Genomic DNA, 16,614 nt, shown 5'->3' with positions numbered 1-16,614 from the left:
TTGGAGATATCCCCAGATGGCCCTTGAGAGACCCAAATCATTGCGTGAACTCGCACTGGAGCATTTGCGGAACAGCATTATCGATGGCTCCCTGAAGATGGGTCAGGTTTTGTCGGAGCGAAAAATCTCCGAAGAACTGGGCGTGTCTAAGTCACCGGTCCGCGAGGCGCTCGCTCAACTGCGTGACGAAGGGTTGGTCAGTATCGAACCGCAAAAAGGCGCACGCGTGTTTTCTTTGTCTGAACCGGAAGTCACCCAAATCTGCGACTTTAGACAAGCGATCGAAACAGCCGCCTTCGAACTGGCATTGTCGCGTGACCCGGAAGGACTGGCCAGTGAAATGCAACGCGTCGTGACGGAAATGGAGCGAGAACGCAGGCGAGGCAACGAGAAAGGCTACCTTTCACTAGATACCACGTTTCATCAGTTGATCTTCGAACATGCCGGGAACGATTATTTGACGGCTAGCTATACCCGATACATCGGTAAGATTGCAGCACTACGAACCCACCTGGCGAAGCTGCCGCAGCACACCGAACTCTCTTTTGATGAACATGCGAAGATTGCGATTGCAGTGCGCGAAGGGGACATGGCCAAGATCAAGTCTCTTCTTACGGCACATATTGATCGCACGCGGCAGGCCTACAAGAGCGCTGCAATTGTTCTCGAAGGAGCCGCTGCGCCCTGACGCATAGAACAGCTGAGTTTTTGAAGGGGGGCGGGCCATATCGGCACCGCCCCTTTCTTGTTCCGCTTCACCGCTATCTCTTTTTGATTGACATCTGAGATATCAGATGCCAATCAAAAAGCGGGAGGAGCTTTGTATGACACCTGCAATGGAACATGGCGCACTGAGGTCACAGCCACTGATTCAACTGGAAGCGGCTGGCAAAAGCTTCGGAACGAATATTGTTTTGGACGGTGTCGACTTCGAGTTGAGACCCGGTGAAGTTCACGCGCTTTGTGGTGAAAACGGTGCTGGGAAATCCACCTGCCTCGGTCTTCTTTATGGACTTCACCAGCCTTCAGCCGGGCGAATCCTGTGCGATGGCAACGAGCAGCTGATTGAAAGCCCATCACATGCGCAATCACTCGGTATTGGCTGTGTCTTTCAGGAACTCAGCCTCGCCGGTGTCCTCTCCGTAGCGGAAAACATCTTCGCAGGCCGCGTACCCACCCGGTTGGGTGTCGTCAACTGGCCTGAATTGCGTCGTCGGGCGGAAGCGTTGTTGGCGGAGTTCGGTCTGGATATTGATGTTTCCATGCCGGTTGACGGCCTTCCGATTAGCTCCCGCCAGATCGTAGAAATTGCCAAGGCGTTGTCACTGAACTCCCGCGTCCTGCTTTTGGATGAGCCAACTTCAGCATTGGCACCCGATGAAGTGGACGCACTATTCGACGTCTTAAAGTCCCTTACAAAGAAGGGGATTGGCATCGTGTATGTCAGTCACCACATGGCCGAGATCTTCCAGATTTCAGACCGCATCACTGTTCTGCGCGACGGACACCGCATCAGCACATTGCCCGTGTCAGAAACCTCACAGGAAAAGGTCGTTGCCGAGATGATCGGCGGCGCACATCCCGGTGATGTCACCCGTTCGGATCAAGGCGGCGGCAACGAAGTTTTGAATGTAAAGAACCTGACGCACCCCGGCGAGTTTGAAGACATTTCGTTTTCCATAAAAGCCGGAGAGATCGTTGGTATGGCCGGTCTAATGGGCGCCCGCCGCAGCGAGATTGTCCGGTCCATCGCTGGACTGATGCATGGCGCGACAGGCGAAATCAGATTGCATGGCAAGCCAGTCAGCTTTGCGTCCTTGCGGCAAGCGATGCGCGCTGGTGTCGGGTTTGTCCCCGAGGAACGCAAGACCGAAGGTCTATTTCTGGAACAATCGCTCAGCGACAACCTGATTGCAGCCAGTCTTTCCGAACACACGTCTGTCGGTTTCATACGTGCCAGCACAATCAAAGCTGCGAGCCAGGCCGCCATTGACGCCTTCAGTGTCAAAACCAGCGGGATTACCGAACTTGTTGGCGATCTGTCAGGGGGCAACCAGCAAAAGATCATGCTGGCCAAATGGCTCAAACGTTCTCCAGCTCTTCTGATCATCGAGGAGCCCACAAAAGGTGTTGATGTCGGGGCTAAATTTCAGATTCACACAGAGCTTTTACGTCGAGCCGCCGAAGGTATGGCCATCCTCGTGGTGTCATCCGATTTCCCTGAACTTGTCTCTCTCTCTACGCGCATTCTTGTGGTTCACGACGGTCGCCTCATGGGCGATGTTGCGGCGGTTGACGCAACCGAGACCACGCTCCTTCAATTGGCCGCCGGAAACTCTGTTCCATCGGTGGATGCAACCCAAACCAATCAATCAGGAGTCGCGACTTGACTATGACAGCTCAAGCCAATTTGCCCATGAAACCACCCCTGTTGCGCCGTGTCCTGCAAGCCTTTGTTGATATTCGTGAGCTGACGCTGATCGTCCTGATCGCCGCCATCATCATCGTGATGTCCAACATCAACCCCTACTTCCTGAGTTTCTCGAATTTTCGCGCGGTGGCCGTGGGCATGGCACCGACCGCGATCATTGTGATCGGCATGGCAATCCTGCTTGCATCCGGTGGTTTCGATCTGTCGGTTGGTTCGGTGATGGCCCTGTCTTCCACCGTCGTCGCCATGCTGCTTTTGACCGGTATGGCAATCCCGCTCGCCGTAGCATGCGGGCTCATTCTAGGTGGCATGGTGGGCGTGGTGAACGGAGTGCTGGTGACCGGCCTCGGGATCAATCCGTTGATCGCAACGCTCGGAACGATGTCGATCGCACGCGGTATTGCCCTCGTATTGACCGAGGGGTTTTCAGTATCCAGCCTGCCGGCGTCCTTCGCCTGGATCGGCAAAGCTGACATCGGCGGCTTTCCGGTGATTGTCTTGTTCACCATTCTGCTGGTGATCCTGTTTGACCTGGCCGTCCGCCATACGCGTTTCTTCCGTCAGGTCTATTTCATTGGTGCCAATGAAAAAGCCGCGATGCTATCGGGCATCCACGTCACACGCGTGCGCATCATTCTGTACGCACTGACCGGTATTCTGGCTGCTCTGGCGGGTGTCTTGCTGGCCTCCCGCTTGATGAGCGGTACGCCCACGGCCGGCAATGGCATCGAACTGCAAGTTCTGGCGGCTGCCGTCATCGGCGGCGCATCATTACGAGGAGGAGAAGGCACTATCCTCGGAGCTTTCCTTGGCGTCGTTTTCGTCGCGTTAATCAACAACACCATGACGATGCTGGCCGTATCGATCTACTGGCAGATGATCGTCATCGGCGGTGTACTCGTTACAGCAGTCGCCTTGGACATGCTGATCCGAAGCAAACGGGGTTAGGCCCGAAGCTCTCCAAAACTCAACAACAACCAAAGATCCAAAACAGGGAGACTACGATGACCGAATTGAAAGTAAATCGGCGCAAGCTGCTGACAGCGGGCACGACTGCGGGACTGGCCGCCGCTTTCGGACTGCCCATGCTGTCCACGGAAGCCATGGCGCAAGCCGCTGGCAAGGAATACGTTTTTCTGTCCATCGTCACACAAGTGCCGTTCTGGGTGGATTATCGCAACGCGATGGAAGATCTTGAGGAGTTGATGGGCATCAAGGCCACGTTCACGGGCCCCCTAGATTTTGACACTGCAGCGCAAGCACGCCAACTGGACGAATTGATCGCCAGACGCCCCGCAGGTATCCTCATATTCCCCGGTGATCCGGCTACTTTGGCACCCGGCGTTGAACGCGCGGTCGAGGCCGGGATTCCAATCACGTGCTGTATAGGTGACATCCCCGACAGCCCCCGATCCACGTTCCTTGGCATCAACGGCGTTCAGGCAGGACGTGTCGGCGGCGAGATGCTGGCGCAAGCGATTGGCGGCCAGGGGAAGGTCATCCTCGGCACGTTTCCCGCTCCTTCCACGCTGGAACGGGTCGAGGGTTACAAACAAATCTTCGCTGAGAAATACCCGGATATCGAAGTCGTCGATGTTGTGAACGACAAGGCCGACCCGTCCTATGCTCCGACAGCCTATCTTCAAGCCATTCAGGCAAACCCCGATATTGTTGGCATTGGCGGCACAGACGGCGACAGCGGCAAAGGCGCTGCGATTGCGGTCAACGAGGCGGGTCGCAAGGACATCAAGATCGTCGCGATGGATCGTAATGACGACATGCTGCCCTACATCGAAGACGGCACCATACACGGTGCTGTGGCTCAGAAGTCCTATTTGGAGATATTCCTCGCCTTCCACATGATGCATTGGCAAAATACCGATGCGTTGAAGGTCTTGCCGGATTGGAAGGCCGCCGGGATCAACCCGCTGCCTGAACGCGTCGAAACCGGGGTGATGCCGATCACGTCCGAGAATGTCGCACAGTTTAAGCACGTCTAAATTTTCATCCCGGCGCGGCCATGTCGCGCCGGAACACCGTCAGGGAGCAAACATGCCGGACAGATGGAGTGTTCTTCAGCTACAGCAGTGTGATCTGCGACTGACACTCCTGCCAGGCATCGGCGGCCGTCTGTGGGACGTGAGTTTTCAAGGGAGCTCACTCCTCTTTCAAAACCCAGATCTTGACGGAGTGGAGATCGACGACACCCGGCTCGCCGATTTGCCTACACGCTCTCCACAATTTGGCTTTCCACTTTGGGGAGGCGAGAAGACATGGATCGCCCCGGACTCGTCTTGGGAAAACGGCGCTCCGTTTCCCGTGCTGGACAGCGGCTCCTATCAGATCACTTCTAGAACCAGCACTCGCATCGACATGACCAGCGCCGTCTGTCCCATATCTCACTTATCTGTTTCGCGTCGCATCACACTGACTTCTGAGAAGAGCTGGGACATTGAACATATCGTTGCCAATCATGGAACTTCCTCGCGTTTGACTGGCATTTGGTCGGTCATGATGCTTAACACCCCAACCAAGATCGGCGCCGAAATGGATCATCCTGCGTTTTATCCTGTTTTCGGCTCTGCCGAACAGATGGTTGCAACGCACAGCAGAAGCACTGTCGTGGATTGTAGCAGACTGCAGGAATTCAAGATCGGACTTCCGAACCCCAACAGCCGGACGCTGATAAAGTGCGGAACGGATGGACCTTTGTTGATGTGCTCAGTACCGGAACCTCGGCAAGGTGACCGATTTGCGCATCACTATCCATTCGAGGTCTTCAATTCAGGCGATTACGCCTACTGTGAAGCAGAGTGGCACTCCCCCGTGCGCAACCTCGCCCCAAATGAAACGCTGAGTTTTAGGCAGATGTTCCGCGTCTTGACGGACGAGGACCAGCCACAAATGCCAGCGGGTCTTACAAGCAACAAGGAATTCCTGTTATGCATGTCCTGATCACAGGCGCTGGTGGACATCTTGGGCGCAAACTGTTCGACACGCTCGAAAGTGATCCCGACTACACGGTTTCCGGCATCGACATCCGACCCGCCGATCATCCCAATATTCACACTGCGGATCTATCTGATGATAGCAGTTGGATCAGCTTGCTCGAGGACGTGGACGTAGTCGTGCATCTTGCCGGTGACAGAGAGCCGGCCGCCACTTGGCCCTCAGCGATCAAGCACAATATGGATGCAACCCTTACACTCTATCACCATGCGGTCGCCATGGGTGTCAGTCGCGTGGTACTTGCCAGTTCCAATTGGATCCATGGCGACAAGAGGTTCACGCATGAAGCGCTCAACAGTAAGACACCACCTGGCCCGGTGAACGCCTACGGAATGTCAAAACTGTTCTGTGAACAGACAGGGACTTACTTCGCCGAGCATCACGGACTGTCTGTCATTTGCCTGCGTATTGGCTGGACGCAATGGACCCACGACAACCTACCCGGCACGCATATGGCGATGGGCCGATGGGGCCAGGAAATGTGGTTGAGCGATCGGGATTTCCTAAGCGGCATGCGCGCCGCAATTGATGCAAAAGACGTTTCCTTTGCAGCACTGAACTTGATGTCGAATAACCCGGGCATGCGTTGGGATATCACCGAAACGCAGAAAGTGATCGGCTATTCTCCGAAAGATGGGAGCCCGGCAAAAGTTACCACAGGCATTGCCTTTAGGTCTGCGCTGAAGTGCCTGTTTTCAGTCCGTATCCCAAATTATTTCACCACACGTTTTCCGGATTGGTAAAGTACAAGGCCCAGCCATTGTTGTTGCTTTGGGCATTCAGTTTCCGAAACCTAGCCTTGAGGTAAGCGTTGTTCGCATTGCGGTTGTCGACGCCCCACGTCATGAGCGGCAGATTTCGCAATCTTCGGCTGAATCGCTGCGCTTTAACAAACTGCGAACATCGCTGAACCGGTGTTATGTGAAGCGATCTCTGGTTGAGTAGTGGCGATTCAGTGGGACTAATGCCAGTGGCTCTCTAGCGGGACAAACACAGACACATGATCAGCGTCCGCTTTAAAGCTCATTTCGTTCACCATCGAACAGTTATTACTGGCTGCATTCATTTTCTGTCTTTAATCTGTCTTGCATGGCAATCGAACCGAGACTGGATATAATCGGGGCCGCGCTCGCCGATCCCAGCCGATCCCGCATACTGTGCGAACTGATGGACGGGCGCGCATTCACCAACAAAGAGCTGGCTTGTGCGGCCAAGATAAGCCCGCAGACCGCGAGTGCCCATTTGAAGCAACTCGAAATTGCCGGTCTGACCGCTTCTTTGCGAAGCGGTCGGCATGTTTATCACTGGGTGGCAAGCGCTGACGTTGCCCAGGTGCTGGAAGGATTGGCTACCCTGTCACCGACCGACCACCTGTCTCGGCCCGGCCGGATCGCGACAGACACACAACGCGCACGCAGTTGCTACAATCATATCGCTGGTAAGCTCGGCGTCCTGATGACGAAGCGCCTTGTTGCCCTTAATGTGCTGAATCTCAAAGATGGCGCTTTGACATCCGGACCTCGCTATCAGGATTTCCTCGATGATATCGGTATCGAGCCGCCACCTGTTTCATCGGGGAAACCTCCGGCAAAACTCTGCCTTGACTGGACAGAGCGTCGGCACCACATTTCCGGCCCGCTGGCCACAGCGATCATGCAGAAGTCACTGACAGCGAACTGGCTGGAGCGCAGGACCGGTAGTCGCGCTCTTACCATTTCCGACGACGGGTTCGATGCGCTCGAACGCTGGTTTGGCCTGAGCAAAAAGACTCTGGACGGCTCGGACGACAATTGACAGTTCGGCCGATAACGAACCGTCATTTTCCACAGCATCGCCAATACGAGCTATTTCGGCAGAAGCTGCTGGAGATAAACATGACATTGCCCAAACTCGAAAATGACAGGTTCGTTCCCGAAAACGGTCTGCGGATCGTTGTCCAGGTGCCAGATACGCATGCGCAAAAGATCATTGACGCGGTTCTGGTCGATGACGTTCTGAAATATGGCGACTACGATTGCGTCACCTATCAGACCGCGCCGGGAATGCAAAAATTCAGATCCCTGGGGAGTGGGCGCAACATGGCAACCTCAAAGGTTGTCGAGGTACCCTGTGTGGAACTGTCATTCTTTCTGGACAGTAACGAAGCCAAAACCGTGCAGGTTCTAAGAAACATCTATTCATCACACCCCTACGAAGAGCCGGTGATCTTCGTAGAACCGTGCATGCGGACGCTTCATATCCGGGGAATGGACGAGGACAATCCTAACAGGTTCTGGAACAACGAGACCGAAGATTGGGTGCCAAAAGAGCACTGGTAAGTGAGGTTGAACTCAGCAATCTCCGAACCCCAACGAATAAGTAGGAAGGGCTCCTTTGGAACCTTCGCCGCACGCTGTACTAGGGTCCGGTTTTGATTTCCTGGAAACAAGGCAATAGCGGAAAGCTCCTGCACATCGCGGTTCGGGTGTTATATGCACCGGTCTCTCGTTGAATGCCCGATCTGCTGTCACATGCCTTCGATAATGGCAATTCTGGCCGTGGCATTTTCCCTAACGATGTACCGCAGCAAGTTATTACCCTCGGCCATGAGGTCGAGGCGATCTTCGTTCTTTTTCACCACGGCTGCCCACGCCATTTGATCGTGTATTAAATCGTCAAGGATCGCTATGCGTTGTCCACGGCCCATTTCCTTGGTTTTGCTTTTTAACACCAAAAGTCCATCAATATGCCCGATGAGGTCGGGTGCCAGGTCCTGATCTTTAATGAGCTCATGCAGGTTCATCAGCTGTGGCATATCGGGTACCGTAGGTTTTTCGTATGCGTCTCAGGGGGCATTCTAGCAGACCGAGAAAACTCTTGGTTCGGCCCATAAGAGACATTCGGCACCCTGCTGGCATTCTGCGGTCGCAGCCCGCATTCCGGTCATTCGCTGCAAGTGCAAACTTTGGCGCTGCTCGAACTCACACATTGAGGGACTTTATTGTCATTCTTTAGGACGACACAAATGACCGCTCGAAGGAAGCTGGCATCAAACCCAGAGGCTGCTGAACTTATCATCGTAACAACTTTGTGATCGCAACGACCAAAGTATATCTTGTCCAAGATGTCTACCAACTAGTAGGTTGGTATTTGTTCCCAAGGAGAGACAACATGAAAATCTATGATACTGAGGGTTTCCCAAACCCCGCACGTGTGCGCATTGCGCTTGCTGAAAAAGGCGCAACAGACCAGGTCCAATTCGTTCCGGTTGACGTGATGGGTGGCGAACATCGCACCGAGGCCTTCAAAGCCAAGAACCCCGATGCCGTTGTGCCCTGCCTTGAGCTGGCGGACGGTACACATATTTCGCAGTGCAATGCGATTACAGAATATATCGACAATCATTTCGAAGGCCCGTCGCTGACCGGAGAGACACCAAAACAACGTGCGCAAATTTCGATGATGAACCTGCGTGCAGAAAATGGTCTGCTGAATGCTGTGGGAACCTACTTTCACCATGCCACACCAGGTCTTGGTCCAGACCTTGAGACCTATCAATGTGCTGAATGGGGTAACAAGCAAAAGCAAGTTGCTGGTCAGACAATGGCTTACTTGGATGAAGTTCTGGCTGACAATGAATATCTGGCAGGTTCTGAGTTTTCGGTTGCTGATATCACGGCGTTTGCCGGTCTTGCCTTTGCGGACTTTGCCAAGGTCGACATTCCAGAAACACTCTCCAATCTGACGGCATGGCGGGCAAAGGTCTCGGCACGGCCCAGCATCGCAGGTTAAAGACGCGATACCACTCAAGCCGAAAGGAAAAACATGGAACTGAACGCAGACTTTAAAACACGCGTGGTTGTTCACTCTGAACAGCTTGAGTGGAACGCTTCGCCTATGCCCGGTGTGGATCGGCGTATGCTGGACCGCATCGGCGGCGAAGTTGCCCGTGCCACGACGATTGTGCGCTATGCGCCGGGCAGCAAATTTTCGGAACACACCCATACAGGTGGCGAAGAATTCATCGTGCTTGATGGTGTATTTCAGGACGAACATGGCGACTTCCCCGAAGGGACATATGTGCGCAATCCTCCCACCACTGCACATACGCCGGGGTCAGAGCCGGGCTGCACGATCTTTGTAAAGCTGTGGCAGTTCGACATGGCCGACCGCAATCAGTTTCGCAAAACCATGGCCGAAGAACTGACCGATCCTGTGGATGGTGTCGCAACGGCTGAACTACACCGTGATGCGCGTGAAACAGTGACCTACAGCCACCTTGATGCAGGCGCGACACTGGAAAATACCGATGTGGGTGGGATCGAAATGCTGGTGATTGCCGGTTCCGTCACCGAAGGCAGCGATACGCTTGAAAAAGGAGCATGGCTGCGACTGCCGGAAGGCGATCAACTGTCTGCAACGGCTGGCCCTGATGGGGCAAAGCTGTGGATCAAGACGGGTCATTTGCCCCACGCCAAACCGCCTGCCGTCTGATGAGTGTTGAAAAACCTTTGGTCCTTGTGGCCGGCGCGGGGGCTGGCCTTGGTCAGTCCCTGTTGTCCCGTTTCACAAAAGATGGTTTTGCTGCCGTTGGATTGGGACGCACCCAACCTGAAACGGTGATTGGCCAGTTCTTTGAGATGGACCTGACGGACGAGAGTGCCGTTCCCAGCATCCTGGCACAGGTTATTGCAGAACATGGCCCGCCCAAGGTTGTGATCCACAACACGAGCGAACTGATCATCGCGCCTTTCGCAGAAACCCGGCTTGCTGACTATCAACGCACATGGGGATCCATGGTGCAGTCTGCCATTTTGCTTGCCCAATCGACACTGCAACCGATGGTCCGCGCTGGCGGTGGCACGTTCATTGTATCTGGCGCCACAGCGTCTTTGCGGGGTGGTACAAGACTCTCGGCCTTTGCCAGCGCAAAATTCGCCTTGCGCGGCCTGACGCAATCGCTTGCACGGGAGTATCAACCAGCAGGTGTTCATGTCTGCCACGCGATTCTGGACGGTATCATTGATACAGCGCGATCTCGGGACCTGCACAACCTTGATCCGGGCAAGATGATGAAGCCCGAGGACATCGCAGAGGCCTACTGTAGCCTCGCCCACCAACCCAAATCCACATGGACGCACGAGCTAGATCTGCGCCCAGCATCCGAAGGGTTCTAGCGCATGCAAACGCTGATTGTCGGCGGCGGGTTGTCAGGACTTGTCTTAGCCGAACGTCTTGAGGCGCAAGGGCGCGACTATATGCTGATTGAGGCCCGCCCGCGGTTTGGCGGGCGAATCATGACGCAGCATCTGGAGGCAGGCTACTTTGACATGGGGCCTGCCTGGTTCTGGCCGGGCCAGCCACGTATTGCAGCTCTGATTGATCGGTTTGGTCTGACAAAGTTCGACCAATTCGCCGATGGCGCTCAGACCTTTGAGGATGAACATGGCAACGTGCAACGCGGGCAGGGTTTTTCATCAATAGAAGTGTCATGGCGGCTAAGGGGAGGGTTGGCTGCTCTGACAGACGCATTGGCCAACTGCCTGCCGGATCATCGCAAACAGCTAAACGCGCCGGTTGTTAAACTTGACATGTCCGGCGATCAATTCATTGCAACAACGGCAAAGGGCGAACAGATCCACGCGGATCAAGCTGTCCTCGCTGTGCCCCCACGTGTTGCGGCCGAAATCGCATTTTCGCCCGCATTGTCTGCCGAAGCCGCCCAAACCATGAAAGGCATCGCGACATGGATGGCAGGTCAGGCCAAGGCTGTTGCGGTGTACGACAAACCATTCTGGCGCAAACAAGGACTGTCCGGTGATGCAATGAGCCGGAAAGGACCGATGGTCGAAATCCATGATGCATCCCCCCCTGAGGGTGGACCATACGCGCTATTTGGCTTCATCGGTGTACCGCTCCAAGGTCGCGCGGACGAACAACTGCTGCGTCAGCACCTGCACGCTCAATTAACACGGTTGTTCGGGCCTGAAGCCGCCGAGCCCCAAAAGCTCTACTTGAAAGACTGGGCCATTGATCCCTACACTGCAACTGAGGCGGATAAGGCACCGCTATATGCCCATCCGACATACGGTCTACCGAAGGCGATGAGCAATCTGTGGAACGGAAAGCTGCATTTCGCAGGAACAGAGGTCGCCCCGGTTTTCGGCGGCTATATCGAAGGTGCTTTGGAAGCGGCAGAGAATGTCCTACACAGCCTAAACGCCCAAAATCTTGGATAACACATGGCGACCGACACCAAGACAACTCTGCTCAATTCGGCTGAACGGGCCGCGCGCAGGCGTGGCTTTGATGGGTTCAGCTATGCCGACCTGGCCGCCGACGTCGGAATCACAAAGGCCAGCATTCACCATCATTTCGCCAGCAAGGCAGCTTTGGCCGTCGCGCTGATGCAGCGGTATTATTCAGATTTGGAAACCGCCTGTGGCGAGATTGATCAAGACCATGCAACAGGGGCGACGCGCTTGGCCGCTTTGATCAAGCGGTATCGTGGCGCACTTGAAGGTGGTCAAAGCTTGTGCCTGTGCGTGTCTTTTTCGACCAGCACAGAAAATCTATCAGCAGACACGATTGCCGAGATGAACCGTTTTCGCACAATGATGACCGAATGGCTTGCGAGGGTATTTTCACTGGGTCAGGGCGATGGAACGATCCTACATGTTGCCGATCCGGCAGCAGAAGCCGCCGCAACACTGCCTTTGCTCGAGGGCGCACAACTGGCAGCCCGAGTGGCACAGGACCCGCAAAGGTTTGAAGCGGCAGTCCAGATTTTGTCCAAGCGATTGGTTCAATAAACCAATGCGCAACCCTTCGTCCTGACGCTGGCTTTTGTCCGTTAGGACTTGAGCACGTTCAAAAACAGACATTGCTGCGCTCTGCAGCATTGGTCGTTTTGGGCTCTTTCAAGACCTTGGGTGCAGCGCAGCATTTCGGTTCAAGAACCACTAGCCATCGATTTGAACGGCCCATAGCCGACATCCATCAGCCCTTTGAAATATTGCGTTAGCAACCCGCATTTCAGACATTCGCTGCGATTGCGAAAGCTAGCCTAGGTGAATTCTCACTCCGCGGTCGAAAGTGGAATCGCTACCTCAGACTTGTCTCATTCATTGCTAGATTTCTATGGCTACAACAAACTCCAGCCAGCTATCGATGCCGGGGGTCAAGATCTGGGGCCAGGCACGAAAACAAATCTGAGGACACATACGAATTTGATTCTCTAAACCTTTTTACAATCGAATCGCGCCAATCAAACGACGTTCGTAACATCACAACCTTGTCTCGGGTTCGCCAACAAAGAATTTTAGAACCGATAAGTCGCGCCTAGCACAGGCCCCGACTGATCAAATGTAAAATCGTTGCCGTCGATTTCATGATCGAATGAGATATAGCGATAACCACCGCGGATCAGCCACCTGTCGTTGATTGCGTAATCTGCCGTCAGCAGAATCTGCCAGGTTTCACTGTCGCTGCGGAAGCCTCCGTAGTCGACAAAACCGGAGCCCGACCACTTGTCCGAGAACTGTACCCGTGCTCTGGCGCCGATGACAGGGTCGGTCCAGCTATCGTCTGCCGTTGTTGTGCGCCCCGGTGCCGCGCCGGGTAGAAGGGTAAATTCCGTTTCGGTGCTGAACCACCGGAAACCCCCGGCGACGTCAACGGTGATAGTTGGCGCTTCATACACTCTGTAGCCAACATAGCCACTCAGGTATTGTGTGGTAAATGATGTCTCCAGACCCGGGCCGACAGGTCCAGGAGCGCTGTTGCTGAACGATAAGTCTGTGTAATTGTAATCTGCAAGTATCAGCCAACGTCCGTTGGTGGCCGAGAACGCACTCATAAAGGCAAAATCGAGGTTTTCCAACGCATCCGAAAAGCTGAGCGTACCGTCCAGAGTGCCCAAAGGTGTGTCCAATGTAGTCTCTGTTTCCGGCATGAACAGGTAGATTGTGGCCTCATATGACCAATCGGATTGTTGAGCCGAAGCCGCTGTGGCCACAGATGCAAAAAAAGCTACTCCGCAAGTGCAGCTTTTCACCCAAATTGACGAAATCATTCTGTCCCTCCCGTCAAACAATCAAGTTTGAATAAATGGTCTTTGGTTTGTGGTTGTTTGGCCCTAGGCCTCATTCTACAGCTCCTTCGGTTGCCATCGAACCGCTGCCGACACGATTAATATCTGTGTTCGGGAAAAACTCGGACCAGACATGCCAGAATGCGCCTGCGCGCAGGGTTTCGACACGTTTTAGCTGACCCTGATCTGAATGGCCCCAAAAATCGCAATGGCTCACAGGTTGACCAAAGTCGTTGTACCAAACGCCTAGGCTTTCATACTTTGGATCCAAGCTGACCACGACATCTCGTCCGCCGACATTGGCATTCACGATCCACTCGTTCTCGACGATGAAATCATCAGTCCAGCAAACCGCATCCTTACCGATCGTAATTCCCCAAACGTAGGTTTTATTTGGTAACCGATCGTCTGAACGATCCATGTTGTCCATCACAGGCGCGTCTTCCTGATGCTGGCGTCCGATGCCCCAGCCAAACGTGATCTCGGTCATCATATCCAGCAGGCGCAAAAATGGGTTCGGGGATGGCTTGTTCAGAAATACCTCACCGTCAGGATAGGCCTTCTGAAACCCGCGGAACGTCATTCGAAAGGTTGGCCAGGGCTCCATTTGCGCTTCGGGTCGAAGGGGGCAGGCAGGACCGTCGGAGTTAGGGTCGCGGTCCGCCTCGCGGAAACCATAGATGTGCTGGATCGGCTCGCCCGTGTCGTTATCGCGCAGGATTAGGTTATTGCCATGCTGGGCCAAAACCTCGAGATTCAACCGTCGTCCTTCTATTCGCGGAATGTAACCCTGACCCAGATTGGCCATAGCGCAGTAGGTCATGACCACGTCTTCGCCACCCAAGCCATCTACATTCCCGGCCAGATGAGGGCGCATAATCTGCGCATCCGGGTGCGCGCGCGCTTGGCCGTTGTTTTCGATGACTATGACAGGCGCAGTTGGTCCGACATATTTGCGGGCTTCTTCAATTGGAAAGTACTGTGCGTCATTGAGCTGGTTCCTTAGACCCAAATGCACCCAAACGTAGGGAAACCCATAAAGAAGAAGAGTAAGCACAGCCGCTATGAGCCAAAGCCAGAAAGGGCCACCGCCCAAAAGGAAATGCGCAAGTGTTGCCGCTGCAAACCCGCCAAGTCCGATACCGATCAGGCGATATTCATTGCGGATAAAGCGCACCATATTCTCGCGCTTTACCTTCAGCAGCATTTGAGAGACGTCGCCCAGATCGCGAAAATAGACAAACCCGATGCCGAGAGACACAATCAATCCCAGTGCGAATATTATGCTACCAAACATGCTGTGACCCTCGACCTTGATTAACACAGTCCTTCACAGGTTTATTGCGAAGGATTAGGCTTACTTCTGTGGTGACGCGCGCTTGATCATGAAAGCCTCAACTGCCTGTTGGGTTTCGGGGCGGATGTTCTCGATCCCTTCATAGGGCACGCCATAGGCGGGCGCGGTATCGGGGAATTTTTCTTTGCGGGCCATGTGGCGGCCCAAAATCCGTGCGAACTCCTGCCCTCCCCAGGCGCCAACCTCGGTCGAGACCGAGTATTCTTCGCGCGTGTCCCGATAGAGATCAAAGAACTTTGCAAGAATGGCGCTTTCGCCTGGTCCCGGCAGTTTCAGCTTTAGCTGGTCTTTCACGACCGCCTCGGGCTTGTTCACCGAATAGACGATGACGTGATCGCGGCGAGATTTGGATTCATCGGTGAACAACAAGGCGGCCGACTGGTCCACCCCATCCACAAGGCGATCCCGCGGAATATACTGATCTGCTCCGGCAAAGCGCGACAAAGTGGTATAGAGGTCCGAGACATGGATGATGCTGTTAAGCAACCCGTCAGCCTCGATCATACCGGGCCAGCGGATGAAGGCGTCAACTCGGATACCGCCTTCGGTCGTGTCACCTTTGCCGCCAGCATAGATCAGCGGGGTGAACCCGGATTGCGGCGCGTATTTGGTGAAATGGCCATTGTCACCCATGACCACAACCACAGTGTTTTCCGTCAAGCCCAACTCTTCCAGCCGCGCGAACAAGTCGCCCAACCACTGATCGAGCAACTGCATTTTGTCCACATACAGGCCACCATTAACGCTCTCTGGCCCCGACCGCCCGGCACGGGTGTTGTCCAGCGGGATCATCGGCCAGTATTGTAAGAAAAACGGGTCTTCACCACTTGCTAGGCGATCCAATTCTTCCATCGTCTTGTCCTGAAACCCCTGGTTCATCTCATCGTACTTCGCAGCGTTCCAGCGTTCGCCGGTTTCCATGCGAATTTCGCGGATGGGCCCGCCGGTTTCCCCTTCGATGACTGTCATCATCGCGGCAGAGTCCGGCCGGAACCAGCCGTCCAGCGTATATTTGTCGTCATAGTCACGGATCGCGACCGAGACCTGTTCTTTGATCGCATCATCATTGAAGATCGTCAGCTGGCCCTGTTGGTGGATGGCGTGCTGGGCATAGTCAAAACCCTGATTCATCGCCCAGCTTTCGGCGATATCGCCCATGTGCCATTTGCCGACATGGCTGGTCGCATAACCCGCCTGTTTCAGAATTTCGGCCAAGGTGACCTCGTTTTCCGGTAAGCCAAACCCGGCAATGTCCACCGTTGTGTCGCCCATACCCATGCGTACGGGCAACCGCCCGGTCATTTGTGCCACGCGGGTCGGCGTGCACGAAGGTTCAGTATACATGCGCACCATTCGCATCGCCTGATCGGAAAAGTCGTTGATATTCGGCGTTTCATAACCTCGCACAGCGTTTAGCTCGGGGATGCCCATGTCGCCGAAGCCCATATCGTCGATCAGAACGCTGACTATGTTTGGGGGCTGCCCATTGTTACCGTCACGAAAAGCGGCCAGAGCATCATCAACAGCGGTATCATCCTGTGCCCATTGTTCTGCATGTTGTGCCTGCAGAATATAGAATTCGGCATCGTGTTGAATTGGGTCTTCCTGCGCTTGCAAAGGTGGTGCCGTAACGCCTGCACAAAAAACCAGAAGCCATTGTAGTTTCATTCCGTCTCCCCCAGGTTTGAAGCCGAGCTTCGGTGTTTGATCTTTGATGCGTTAACCAATTGTAACATCGTTATATTC

The 16,614-nt window shown here is 54.4% G+C and carries 17 protein-coding genes; 13 read left to right on the top strand and 4 right to left on the bottom strand.

What is annotated here, in order from left to right:
* The first annotated feature begins 16 nt into the window (after positions 1-16).
* The 8 genes from AC2FLB_RS09140 (at position 17) to AC2FLB_RS09105 (ending at position 7,758) form a co-directional block, all read left to right on the top strand.
* The gene (locus AC2FLB_RS09140; RefSeq protein WP_496691439.1) at positions 17-688 is read left to right on the top strand and encodes a GntR family transcriptional regulator; all 672 of its coding nucleotides are present in this window, start codon (positions 17-19) and stop codon (positions 686-688) included.
* Positions 689-824: 136 nt separating this feature from the next.
* Positions 825-2,390: a sugar ABC transporter ATP-binding protein gene (locus AC2FLB_RS09135; protein ID WP_496691438.1), complete on the top strand. Its 1,566-nt coding sequence runs from the start codon at positions 825-827 to the stop codon at positions 2,388-2,390.
* 26 nt (positions 2,391-2,416) lie between these two features.
* Positions 2,417-3,379 (top strand): ABC transporter permease, encoded by a 963-nt coding sequence (locus AC2FLB_RS09130; protein WP_496691437.1) that lies wholly within the window; start codon positions 2,417-2,419, stop codon positions 3,377-3,379.
* A gap of 56 nt (positions 3,380-3,435) precedes the next feature.
* Positions 3,436-4,431: a substrate-binding domain-containing protein gene (locus tag AC2FLB_RS09125; RefSeq protein ID WP_496691436.1), complete on the top strand. Its 996-nt coding sequence runs from the start codon at positions 3,436-3,438 to the stop codon at positions 4,429-4,431.
* 52 nt (positions 4,432-4,483) lie between these two features.
* Entirely contained in the window at positions 4,484-5,386 is a 903-nt protein-coding gene (locus AC2FLB_RS09120) for a hypothetical protein (RefSeq protein ID WP_496702345.1), read from the top strand.
* Entirely contained in the window at positions 5,374-6,183 is an 810-nt protein-coding gene (locus tag AC2FLB_RS09115) for an NAD-dependent epimerase/dehydratase family protein (RefSeq protein WP_496709109.1), read from the top strand. Before AC2FLB_RS09120 ends, AC2FLB_RS09115 begins: the two co-directional genes overlap by 13 nt.
* 346 nt (positions 6,184-6,529) lie before the next feature.
* Positions 6,530-7,234 carry an ArsR/SmtB family transcription factor gene (locus AC2FLB_RS09110; RefSeq protein WP_496702349.1) on the top strand — a complete coding sequence of 235 codons (705 nt, stop codon included), beginning with the start codon at positions 6,530-6,532 and terminating at the stop codon, positions 7,232-7,234.
* An 80-nt stretch (positions 7,235-7,314) separates the two neighbouring features.
* Positions 7,315-7,758 carry a YqfO family protein gene (locus tag AC2FLB_RS09105; RefSeq protein ID WP_496702351.1) on the top strand — a complete coding sequence of 148 codons (444 nt, stop codon included), beginning with the start codon at positions 7,315-7,317 and terminating at the stop codon, positions 7,756-7,758.
* A gap of 188 nt (positions 7,759-7,946) precedes the next feature.
* Here AC2FLB_RS09105 and AC2FLB_RS09100 read toward each other — a convergent pair whose 3' ends face one another.
* Positions 7,947-8,234 (bottom strand): hypothetical protein, encoded by a 288-nt coding sequence (locus AC2FLB_RS09100; protein WP_496702353.1) that lies wholly within the window; start codon positions 8,232-8,234, stop codon positions 7,947-7,949.
* A gap of 356 nt (positions 8,235-8,590) precedes the next feature.
* Here AC2FLB_RS09100 and AC2FLB_RS09095 point away from each other — a divergent pair, with 356 nt between their 5' ends.
* From AC2FLB_RS09095 to AC2FLB_RS09075, 5 genes are read left to right on the top strand one after another with little or no spacing between them, the layout of a single operon-like run.
* The gene (locus AC2FLB_RS09095; protein WP_085822351.1) at positions 8,591-9,211 is read left to right on the top strand and encodes a glutathione S-transferase family protein; all 621 of its coding nucleotides are present in this window, start codon (positions 8,591-8,593) and stop codon (positions 9,209-9,211) included.
* A gap of 33 nt (positions 9,212-9,244) precedes the next feature.
* Positions 9,245-9,913, top strand: a complete 669-nt coding sequence (locus AC2FLB_RS09090) for a cupin domain-containing protein (protein WP_271952720.1) — start codon at positions 9,245-9,247, stop codon at positions 9,911-9,913.
* The gene (locus tag AC2FLB_RS09085) at positions 9,913-10,596 is read left to right on the top strand and encodes an SDR family NAD(P)-dependent oxidoreductase (RefSeq protein WP_496709108.1); all 684 of its coding nucleotides are present in this window, start codon (positions 9,913-9,915) and stop codon (positions 10,594-10,596) included. Before AC2FLB_RS09090 ends, AC2FLB_RS09085 begins: the two co-directional genes overlap by 1 nt.
* Positions 10,597-10,599: 3 nt before the next feature.
* Positions 10,600-11,658, top strand: coding sequence for a flavin monoamine oxidase family protein (locus AC2FLB_RS09080; RefSeq protein ID WP_496709107.1), 1,059 nt, complete (start codon positions 10,600-10,602; stop codon positions 11,656-11,658).
* A gap of 3 nt (positions 11,659-11,661) precedes the next feature.
* Entirely contained in the window at positions 11,662-12,231 is a 570-nt protein-coding gene (locus tag AC2FLB_RS09075; RefSeq protein ID WP_142640372.1) for a TetR/AcrR family transcriptional regulator, read from the top strand.
* Positions 12,232-12,740: 509 nt separating this feature from the next.
* Here the strand turns inward: AC2FLB_RS09075 and AC2FLB_RS09070 are convergent.
* The 3 genes from AC2FLB_RS09070 to AC2FLB_RS09060 form a co-directional block, all read right to left on the bottom strand.
* Complete coding sequence (locus tag AC2FLB_RS09070; RefSeq protein WP_496709106.1) at positions 12,741-13,493, bottom strand: outer membrane protein; 753 nt, start codon at positions 13,491-13,493, stop codon at positions 12,741-12,743.
* A 70-nt stretch (positions 13,494-13,563) separates the two neighbouring features.
* On the bottom strand, positions 13,564-14,808 hold the full coding sequence (locus AC2FLB_RS09065) for a DUF3179 domain-containing (seleno)protein (protein ID WP_496702510.1): 1,245 nt from the start codon (positions 14,806-14,808) through the stop codon (positions 13,564-13,566).
* 60 nt (positions 14,809-14,868) lie between these two features.
* A complete protein-coding gene (locus AC2FLB_RS09060) occupies positions 14,869-16,536 on the bottom strand; it encodes a sulfatase-like hydrolase/transferase (RefSeq protein ID WP_142639690.1) in 1,668 nt (555 codons plus the stop codon).
* Positions 16,537-16,614 lie beyond the last annotated feature (78 nt).

It is taken from the genome of Ruegeria sp. CDSA236, from assembly GCF_059611285.1.
The sequence above is the reverse complement of the archived record's forward strand: the minus strand, read 5'-3'. Positions and strand labels throughout refer to the sequence as shown.

Bases quoted from the DNA above. Each gene is read 5' to 3' on its own strand.
- AC2FLB_RS09110 (WP_496702349.1), top strand. From the start codon at position 6,530: ATGGCAATCGAACCGAGACTGGATATAATCGGGGCCGCGCTCGCCGAT.
- AC2FLB_RS09125 (WP_496691436.1), top strand. From the start codon at position 3,436: ATGACCGAATTGAAAGTAAATCGGCGCAAGCTGCTGACAGCGGGCACG.
- AC2FLB_RS09105 (WP_496702351.1), top strand. From the start codon at position 7,315: ATGACATTGCCCAAACTCGAAAATGACAGGTTCGTTCCCGAAAACGGT.
- AC2FLB_RS09065 (WP_496702510.1), bottom strand. From the start codon at position 14,808: ATGTTTGGTAGCATAATATTCGCACTGGGATTGATTGTGTCTCTCGGC.
- AC2FLB_RS09080 (WP_496709107.1), top strand. From the start codon at position 10,600: ATGCAAACGCTGATTGTCGGCGGCGGGTTGTCAGGACTTGTCTTAGCC.
- AC2FLB_RS09120 (WP_496702345.1), top strand. From the start codon at position 4,484: ATGCCGGACAGATGGAGTGTTCTTCAGCTACAGCAGTGTGATCTGCGA.
- AC2FLB_RS09140 (WP_496691439.1), top strand. From the start codon at position 17: ATGGCCCTTGAGAGACCCAAATCATTGCGTGAACTCGCACTGGAGCAT.
- AC2FLB_RS09075 (WP_142640372.1), top strand. From the start codon at position 11,662: ATGGCGACCGACACCAAGACAACTCTGCTCAATTCGGCTGAACGGGCC.
- AC2FLB_RS09060 (WP_142639690.1), bottom strand. From the start codon at position 16,536: ATGAAACTACAATGGCTTCTGGTTTTTTGTGCAGGCGTTACGGCACCA.
- AC2FLB_RS09085 (WP_496709108.1), top strand. From the start codon at position 9,913: ATGAGTGTTGAAAAACCTTTGGTCCTTGTGGCCGGCGCGGGGGCTGGC.
- AC2FLB_RS09100 (WP_496702353.1), bottom strand. From the start codon at position 8,234: ATGCCACAGCTGATGAACCTGCATGAGCTCATTAAAGATCAGGACCTG.
- AC2FLB_RS09135 (WP_496691438.1), top strand. From the start codon at position 825: ATGACACCTGCAATGGAACATGGCGCACTGAGGTCACAGCCACTGATT.
- AC2FLB_RS09130 (WP_496691437.1), top strand. From the start codon at position 2,417: ATGAAACCACCCCTGTTGCGCCGTGTCCTGCAAGCCTTTGTTGATATT.
- AC2FLB_RS09070 (WP_496709106.1), bottom strand. From the start codon at position 13,493: ATGATTTCGTCAATTTGGGTGAAAAGCTGCACTTGCGGAGTAGCTTTT.
- AC2FLB_RS09090 (WP_271952720.1), top strand. From the start codon at position 9,245: ATGGAACTGAACGCAGACTTTAAAACACGCGTGGTTGTTCACTCTGAA.
- AC2FLB_RS09095 (WP_085822351.1), top strand. From the start codon at position 8,591: ATGAAAATCTATGATACTGAGGGTTTCCCAAACCCCGCACGTGTGCGC.
- AC2FLB_RS09115 (WP_496709109.1), top strand. From the start codon at position 5,374: ATGCATGTCCTGATCACAGGCGCTGGTGGACATCTTGGGCGCAAACTG.